At 69.0% G+C, this 7,417-nt stretch carries 5 protein-coding genes and 3 pseudogenes; 3 read left to right on the top strand and 5 right to left on the bottom strand.

From position 1 onward, the window contains the following. Window positions 1-520: 520 nt before the first annotated feature. Together ACIQVZ_RS11790 and ACIQVZ_RS11785 are read right to left on the bottom strand one after the other, a co-directional pair. Window positions 521-1,717 (bottom strand): annotated as a pseudogene (locus tag ACIQVZ_RS11790) (IS256 family transposase). 68 nt (window positions 1,718-1,785) lie between these two features. Further along, complete coding sequence (locus tag ACIQVZ_RS11785; RefSeq protein ID WP_402449076.1) at window positions 1,786-2,004, bottom strand: recombinase zinc beta ribbon domain-containing protein; 219 nt, start codon at window positions 2,002-2,004, stop codon at window positions 1,786-1,788. A 416-nt stretch (window positions 2,005-2,420) separates the two neighbouring features. Here ACIQVZ_RS11785 and ACIQVZ_RS11780 point away from each other — a divergent pair, with 416 nt between their 5' ends. From ACIQVZ_RS11780 to ACIQVZ_RS11770, 3 genes are all read left to right on the top strand, one after another. Further along, window positions 2,421-2,864, top strand: coding sequence for a hypothetical protein (locus ACIQVZ_RS11780; protein ID WP_402449065.1), 444 nt, complete (start codon window positions 2,421-2,423; stop codon window positions 2,862-2,864). Next, entirely contained in the window at window positions 2,861-4,930 is a 2,070-nt protein-coding gene (locus tag ACIQVZ_RS11775) for a hypothetical protein (protein ID WP_402449063.1), read from the top strand. The genes ACIQVZ_RS11780 and ACIQVZ_RS11775 overlap by 4 nt, the downstream gene beginning before the upstream one ends. A 129-nt stretch (window positions 4,931-5,059) precedes the next feature. Further along, window positions 5,060-5,695, top strand: a complete 636-nt coding sequence (locus ACIQVZ_RS11770; RefSeq protein ID WP_402449061.1) for a hypothetical protein — start codon at window positions 5,060-5,062, stop codon at window positions 5,693-5,695. A 394-nt stretch (window positions 5,696-6,089) separates the two neighbouring features. Here the strand turns inward: ACIQVZ_RS11770 and ACIQVZ_RS11765 are convergent, their stop codons facing one another. The 3 genes and pseudogenes from ACIQVZ_RS11765 to ACIQVZ_RS11755 all read right to left on the bottom strand — a co-directional run. Further along, a complete protein-coding gene (locus ACIQVZ_RS11765; RefSeq protein ID WP_402449078.1) occupies window positions 6,090-6,641 on the bottom strand; it encodes a hypothetical protein in 552 nt (183 codons plus the stop codon). 37 nt (window positions 6,642-6,678) lie between these two features. Beyond that, window positions 6,679-7,050, bottom strand: a pseudogene (locus ACIQVZ_RS11760) (NAD(P)-binding domain-containing protein); the annotation flags it as partial. A gap of 186 nt (window positions 7,051-7,236) precedes the next feature. Beyond that, a pseudogene (locus ACIQVZ_RS11755) lies at window positions 7,237-7,417 on the bottom strand (hypothetical protein); the annotation flags it as partial.

Below are 7,417 nucleotides of genomic sequence, written 5' to 3'. Positions count from 1 at the left end.
GGCGCCCCCGAAGAATGCCTGGACTGCGCCTGCGGCCTCTACCTCGACAGCCCGGCGACCTGACCCCTCCACGAACTTGCGCGGAGCAGCACTAGGACATGTGCCGTCCGCGCGTCGAGCCGAGCGCCACGAGCGTTCCGAGGCCGGAGGACGGCTTGAACCACCGGCATGAGAGCGACTGAAAGAGTGGCCCCCTGCGCCCTGATTGTCGGACCCAGATGCTAAGTGCCTCCAGCAGTCTGCATCGCGGTGAGGAGCTCGGGACGCGCAGTGGCTCCTGGCCGGTTCAGCCCGGCTGGCTCTCCTCCGGTTACGTACGTTGGAGTGCGATTTCGACGGCCCCTGGGTGATCCGACTGGAAGCCAGCGCCACAACTACGCGTGCGTCAAATCGAGAATCCACCACGAGAAGGCCTCCGGCGTGGAGGCCACGCCGCGATCGGGCCGTCGCCTCGGTCACGGGCGTCGCATTCGACGCGGGTCGTGTCCCATGAAGTGGTGTAGCGGTCGTGGACCAACGGTCATGAAGTAGGTGGGAGTTCGTTGCGGCCGGGCTCGTTGGGATAGATCTTCTCCATGCTGGCCTCGGGCAGGTAGCGGCGCGGAAAGGCGATCCACTCGTCGTGTATCTCGAAGAGCACGGCGGTGACCAGTCGCAGGAGCGCGTCGTCGTTGGGGAAGACCTGGACGACGTCGGTGCGGCGTTTGATCTCGCGGTTGATCCGTTCAAGTGGGTTGGTGGACTGGATCTTCTTCCTATGTCGTTCCGGGAAGGCCGCGACGGCGGTCGGGGCGTCCTTCGCCTCCAGCAGCATCAGGCCGACCTTGGGGACCTGCTTGCCGAGCATGTCGGCGACGTTGTCCTGTTGGGCGCGGACCGCGGCTTCGGCGGGCTGGGCGAAGATCGTGCGGATGGTCGCAGCGACCATCTCGCCGGCGTCCTTGGGGACGACTGCCAAGGTGTTGCGCAGGAAGTGGACACTGCATCGCTGGTAGGCGGCCCGAGCATGACCTTGCGGATCGCCTTGACCAGGCCCAGGTGATGGTCGCCGATGACCAGGCGGACCCCTGTCAGGCCGCGTTCGCGCAGCGAGCGCAGGAACTCGGCCCAAAATAGCTCGGTCTCGCTGTCGCCGACCATCAGCCCGAGCACTTCCCGGCCGCGGTCTTTGGTGATGCCGGTGGCCACGACCACGGCCCGGGAGACGATCTGGTGGTCCACCCGCGCCTTGCAGTAGGTCGCGTCCAGGTAGACGTAGGGAAGCGGGTGTGGTCCAGGGGCCGGTCCCGGAATGCGGTGAGCTGTTCGTCCAGGTCCGCGCAGATGCGGGAGACCTCGCTCTTGGAGATGCCAGCGTCCGCGCCAAAGGCTTTGACCAGGTCGTCGACCGTTCGGTTGGACACGCCCAGCACGTAGGCATCCAGGGCCTGGTCGATGCGGCGGCGCCGCTCCAGCAGACCGGGGAAGAAGCTGCCGGTGCGGACCTGGGGATGGCCAGCTCCAGGTCGCCGGCCTGCGTGGTCAGGGGCTTGTCGCGGTGGCCGTTGCGCCAGGTGGTGCGGGCTTCGGTGTGCTCGCCCGGCTCGGCACCGATCCGGCGGTCGCCTCGGCCTCGATCAGCTCCTGCAGGAGCGGCCGGGGTCCTGATCAATTCGATTCCGTCTGCCGTACGCAGTGGCTCCATAAGGCGGAGTAGGTCAGACTGGGACAAGGCCATCGCGCACCTCTCACCCAACGAGCATGCCTACTCGGAGAGTTGCTCGATGGCTCCTTTATGGCCAGGGGTCACGTCAAGATCCCTGCTACACCACTCGGCGGGACACCATTCTCCACCAGGGCGGTGATCGCGGCGGTGACGCGCTCGCCCTTGACGGACTGGCCCTTGCAGGCCGGTTTGCCAGCGGTCTTCGCGCACCGGTAGTACTCCCAGACCTTGCCGTTCTTGGCGACGTTCACCTGCCGGTAGAACCGATCCCCGCAGCCGTCGCAGTGCGCAACGCCCAGCCAGGGCGAGGCGCCGTTCGAGCACCGATTCTAATAAGTGACTCTCAGTCTCTCTTCCCTCCACTGTTCCTCGCAGCTCTCCGTGTGGCGCCCCGGGATTATGGGAATGGGCAGGTCAGCTATCACAGGGATTTTCGGACAATCGCGAGCTGACTTCACAGCAGAGGGAATGTCTGCATCGCACGCTCCCCTGGCACCGCTGACCAGCGACCCCACTTCTCTTCCATGGCACCTGGGGTGCGCTTGCCTTGCCCGTCGCCGCTGCGTGAGGACGGTGAGGCGATTGTCCACTATGCACGCTGGAAGGTCAGTTCGATTGCGGAACTCTAGGGTCAAGGTCCAGCCTTGATCAGCGCACGAGCCACGGGAGTGACTGCATTTTCCTGTGGGGCGAGAATTTAGCTTGGGGGGATTTGATGGACATCATGCACGTCGCTGATGCGGGCGCGGCCGCGCTTGTGGTGGAGATGGCCAAGAGCACCTGGGGCACTGCCCGCGACGCGGTGGCCCGGTTCTTCGGCAGAGGCAGTGGGGAGGCAGAGGGTGCTGATGAGGTCGTCGAGCAGGAGCTGCGGCTCATCGACGAGGTGCGTCGCCAACTGCTGGTGGGCCAGGGCCAGGAGGGCCTGGAGGGGCGGCTGCGGGGGCAGCTGACGATCCAGCTCGCTGCCCGTCTGTTCAAGCGCCCGGACGCGGCCGAGGCCCTCCAGGAGCTGATCGACCAAGTGGCAGCCGCCGAGGGCGGTCCGCAAGCCCGCACGAGCGTGCACCACAACACCAACAGCCAGGTCGTGATCGCCTCTGGCGCCATCAACGCCGGCGGCGGCATCCACTACCGGTCCCCGGAGTCGGGCCGGTGAACAACCACACACCCACCGACGGCGCGGCGCAGGGACCGGCGACCGCGCTCCGGCCCGTCGAGGCGGCCGGCTTGCGAGTGTCGGTTCGCGGCAACACCGGCTCCCAGATCATCGTGGCGGGCGGCTCGGTCACCATGACGGCCAAGCCACTCCTGCCCGCGGCCGACGTCCCGGCTGCCGATCTCGACGCTGTGCGCCTGGCATGGGTCGACGGTGCACTGACGGGTTCCGGCCAGCCCGTCGTGGCCGAGCTCGTCACCCGGCTCACCGGCGAAGGGCCCGCGCTCGCGGTCATCGACGGCACAGCCGGTCTCGGGAAGCGCTCCGTCGGTCTGCGTGCCCTGTGGGAGGTGGCCCAGAAGGTCCGCGTCGACGGCGAAGAGCCGCTGGCCATACAGGAGGTCAGCCCCGACTGGGAAGACCCGGACTCCCCGGACGCCACCCTTCTGCCAGCCCAGCCCGGCACCGTCTACTTGCTGGACGTCGCCGCCGAGATGAGCGGGTGGAGGAACCGCCAGACAGTGGCCGGGCAGTTGCTCGCCCATGCGCAGGCGTTGCGCGACGTGGGGTCGTTCCTGGTCGTCGTCACCGCTGAGCACACATGGCCCGAGTCCTCCCCAGGACTGGCAGCGGTTGTCACCCACGCCATCACCCGCCCGCCCGCCCTCACTGTGGCCAGGAAGCACTTGGAGCTCCTGCATCGCAAGGCGGAGCGCCTGCACCTGCTCAACAGCTCGCCGGCGGGCGAGGCAACCCACCTGCTGACCGCTGGCAGCTCTCCGGCCGACGCCGCCCGCCTGGCACGCCTGCTGGCTACGGCCGACGACTCGCCCGCAGGCGTGCGCACGGCCATCGACACCTTCCTGCAGTGGCGCCACCAGGTCCAGAAAGTCTTCGAGACGACCGATGACAACCCGGACGACCGAGCCCTGCTCATCGCCGGCGTCTTCCTCGACGGGCACGACGCCCTCTCGGTCCAGGACGCGGCCCGCGCCCTCCTGAAGGACAACCGGAAGACTGACGTGCGGACCATTCTGACTGGCCCTGACCTGAGGGCGCGACTGGAAAGCGTCGGGGCCCAGGTCCGCGGGCGGACCGTCTCCTTCGACTATCGGCCCGGATACACCCTCTCCGTCGTCCTGCACCTGTGGCAGCAACGCGCCGACATCCATCCCCACCTGCTGGAGTGGCTCGATGCCATGATCCAGCCCAAGCAGCCCGGCGCCGACCGGATCGCCGCCATCAGCGACCTGCTCGTAGCCCTGGCCACCGCGGAGAACGACATCCGTGTCATCGACCGGTTCCACACCTGGATCGACTCCGGACCCGACAGCACCGAACACCGCGACCTGATCGCACGCATCCTCGGCATCGCCGCCGAATCCGACCCGCTCGGCGCGACCGTGCGAGCGCGCCTGCTCGCCTGGGCGCAGGAACCCTCACCAGCCGTGGCCACCACCATCGCCAAGGTCTGCCAGGGCGCCTTCGCGGACCAGTACCCGCGCCAGGCACTCGTGCGGCTTCGGCACGTTCTGGACCGGCCCGAGAAGGACGAGGCCGTGGCCACAGCGCAGGAGGCGCTGCGGGACATCGCCACGCGAGAAGGGCACCTGCCCCGGGTGTGGGCCACAGTCCTCAAGTGGGCCACCGAACGCAAGCACCTCGCCGGCCACCGGGCCTTCCTCGCCCTCCTGGACCCCACCACCGATACCCGCGTCCTGCAGGCCTTGCTGACCTCGGCCCAGAACGATACCGGCGTGAAGGAGGCCCTGGTCCGTGGCTGGAGCGCCGCCTTGGCCGACGACCGGGTGGTTGCCGAGAGCAAGCACCTGCTCACCGCCTGGGCCCAGGCCAAAGGCGCCGGGCTGGTCCCGCCGGACATCGTCGTCGAGGTGCTGCAGGACGTCGTCGTGCAGCACCTGTACTCCACCCCGGTCGCTGCCCTCATCTTCGGCGAGCCGGGAGTGCCCAACGACGAGGCGGTCATCAGCCTGCGCAAGGAGATCAGGCTCCCCCCGGCCCTGGCGGCAGCCCTCGACGGCGGCCACCCGCACACGGAGGCCTGAGCCGTGCCCTCGTCCTGGTGGACAGGGCACCGGGCACGCCGAAGAATCCGCCGCGAACTGCGGCGGATCGAGGCGAGGCTGCCGAGCTCCTGTCCGGGTATCGGCTTCACTACCCGGATCACCGCGACCGTGATCACCGGCCCGCCCTACCCGGACACCAGCGAAGCAATCATCGTCGCGGTCCGCACCCTCCTGCGAAAGGCGGCCGCCGACCTCTCCCGCACGTGTGACCCCACCGACCCCGGGGCAGCCCAGGACGCCTTGGAGCAGCACCTGCGCCAACGCCGCCGACTGGCGACCGAACCGCCGGTCGAATTCACCGCGACCCTCGACCTGTGTCTGTCCGCCGCCGACCAGAGCGCCGTCGGAGCACTGCTTGAGGCCCAGCGGGCCCAGGCCGTGGCTGACATCCTGCGCCGCCAGAGCACACAAGCGCTGGCGGCTGAGCTGGCCGACCCGGCGGCCGTCCTCGCACGGTGGGCCGACCAGGACCGCGCCGACTGGAGCAAACCTCCGCACAGCGAGGCCGAGAAGCTCTCAGCTGTCTTCGCACAGTACCGGCCCGCTCACGAGCGGACACTCGACCACGAAGTGCTGGAGGTAGTGCGCGACTTCCTCGCCAGCTTCCCGCACCTGTCACAGAAACAGGTGCTGTACTCCTTCGTGGCCGGCGGCATGGACCACGCCAACCGCCCCCAGCACGCCGCGAAGGCCCGCGCACTCCTGAACGGTCATGCGGCACCGGCTCCGGACGGTGAAACGTGAACCGGCCCGGGCAACGCCTCCGACGGCGCGGCAAAGACCCGTCGACGGGCACAACCATCCTGCGTGTCCTGCTGGCACCACGCACCAGTTGGCGGGCCTGGCGCCTGGTACGCGCTCTGCGGGGAAACGTGTCGTTCGATGCGGCTTGGCGCCGTACCCGGCTCGCACAGCACCCCGACGAACTGCCCTACCTGCTGTCCGGTCACCAACGCCCGGCCGATGCCGACACCCCTGCGACCACGAACACGACACAGCGAGCGCCCAGGTCCACCGGACGGTAGTGGCGGGCTCCCTTGGCCGAGCCAGGGGAGCCCGGCAGGCTTGCACGTACCTAGTTGTACTGACCGCTGAGCTTACTCAGCCCCGGAAACCGCCACCTCCACGCCCCACTCGCCTACACGCAGATCCGTTCGTGCTGCCCGATCCTGGCCACGAGATCCTTGGGCAAGTGCCAGCCTTCGATGGTGGGTGCCATGTAGAGGCGAGCCTTGAGGCCGAGGAGGAGTTGGCGGCGGTGTTCCTGGTCGGCCTGGGTCCAGGCATCCACGAAGGTCTGGCCGGTCTCTACTTCCACCCAGGCGGAGGGGCGTTGTGGGAGGGTGGCGAGGCGTCGGCGTTCGTCGACCAAGGTCTCGAGGGCTTCGGAGTACTCGTCGTCGCCGCCGGGGTAGTCGAACAGGTTGCGGCGCTTCTCCTCGCGCAAGTCCTTCATGGCCGCCGTGACGTGGTTGAGCTGCTCGGTGTGGTCCTCGCCGGGGATGAACCTGCGCACCGTCATCGCCAGCCCGGCCAAGCGCTCCACCAGAGCGGTGATCGCCGTGGTGACGCGCTCGCCCTTGACGGACTGGCCCTTGCAGGCGGGTTTGCCGGCCGTCTTCGCGCACCGGTAGTACCGACAGGCCGTGGTCTTCGTCGAGGTGGACGGTGCCGGTCTCGCCGAGTGCACGAAGGGTGGCCCGGCGCTTCTCGAAGGCGTCCTGCGGGCCGGCGTACAGCAGGGTGGCCTCGGCGCTGCCGATGGCCTGGGGCACTGCCAGAATCGCGCCGTCGACGTAGTCGATGCCGGCCTCGGCCGCCCACTCGGCGGTCTCCCGGGCCTGGGTGGAGCTCGCCATGGTCAGGTTGACCAGGGTGCGGCCGGCCAGGGAGGAGGAGGCCGGGTCCAGCAGCCTGTGCACGGCGTCGTAGTCCGAGACGCGGACGACGACCAGCGGGCTCGCCTCGAGCGCGCTCCTGACCGAGTCGGCGAGGGTCGCGCCCTTGGCGACGAGCTGCTCGGCTTTGCCGGCCGAGCGGTTCCAGACGGTCGTCGAGTGGCCCTTGTCCAGGAAGGCCGCGGCTGGCGCCTGGCCCATCACCCGCGGTGGACGGTGCACGACCTGCCCGCCGGACACGACGTCATGGCCGAGGCCCCAGGCGACCTGCTGGACGTCCTCCTCGCCATCGGCGAGCCGCCCCGCCCGGTGGGCCGCCGCTGCGAACGGTGGTCCCGTGCAAGCGCGTTGGCCGGGCAGGACGAGTTGGACGGGCCGACCGGCCGGTCACCAGCCGTCGGTGAGCCGGAAGGCGTGGGAGAAGGAGGCTCCGCCCGTGTTCATCCATTCGTCGAGGACGCCGTAGGTGTCGTTGCGGGCGATGAGGTCGGCGCGGCCGGTCCCCCGGAAGTCACCGGCGACCGTCTGCGAGAACGGACCCCAGCCGTCGGTGACGAGCACGCGGCCG

This window comes from Kitasatospora sp. NPDC098663, assembly GCF_044760075.1.
Taxonomy (GTDB): Bacteria; Actinomycetota; Actinomycetes; order Streptomycetales; family Streptomycetaceae; genus Kitasatospora.
This window is presented reverse-complemented; position numbering and strand designations above follow the sequence as displayed.

What these genes read in the sequence shown, in the direction of transcription:
- ACIQVZ_RS11780 (WP_402449065.1), top strand. Translation starts at nt 2,421, where the DNA reads ATGGACATCATGCACGTCGCTGATGCGGGCGCGGCCGCGCTTGTGGTG.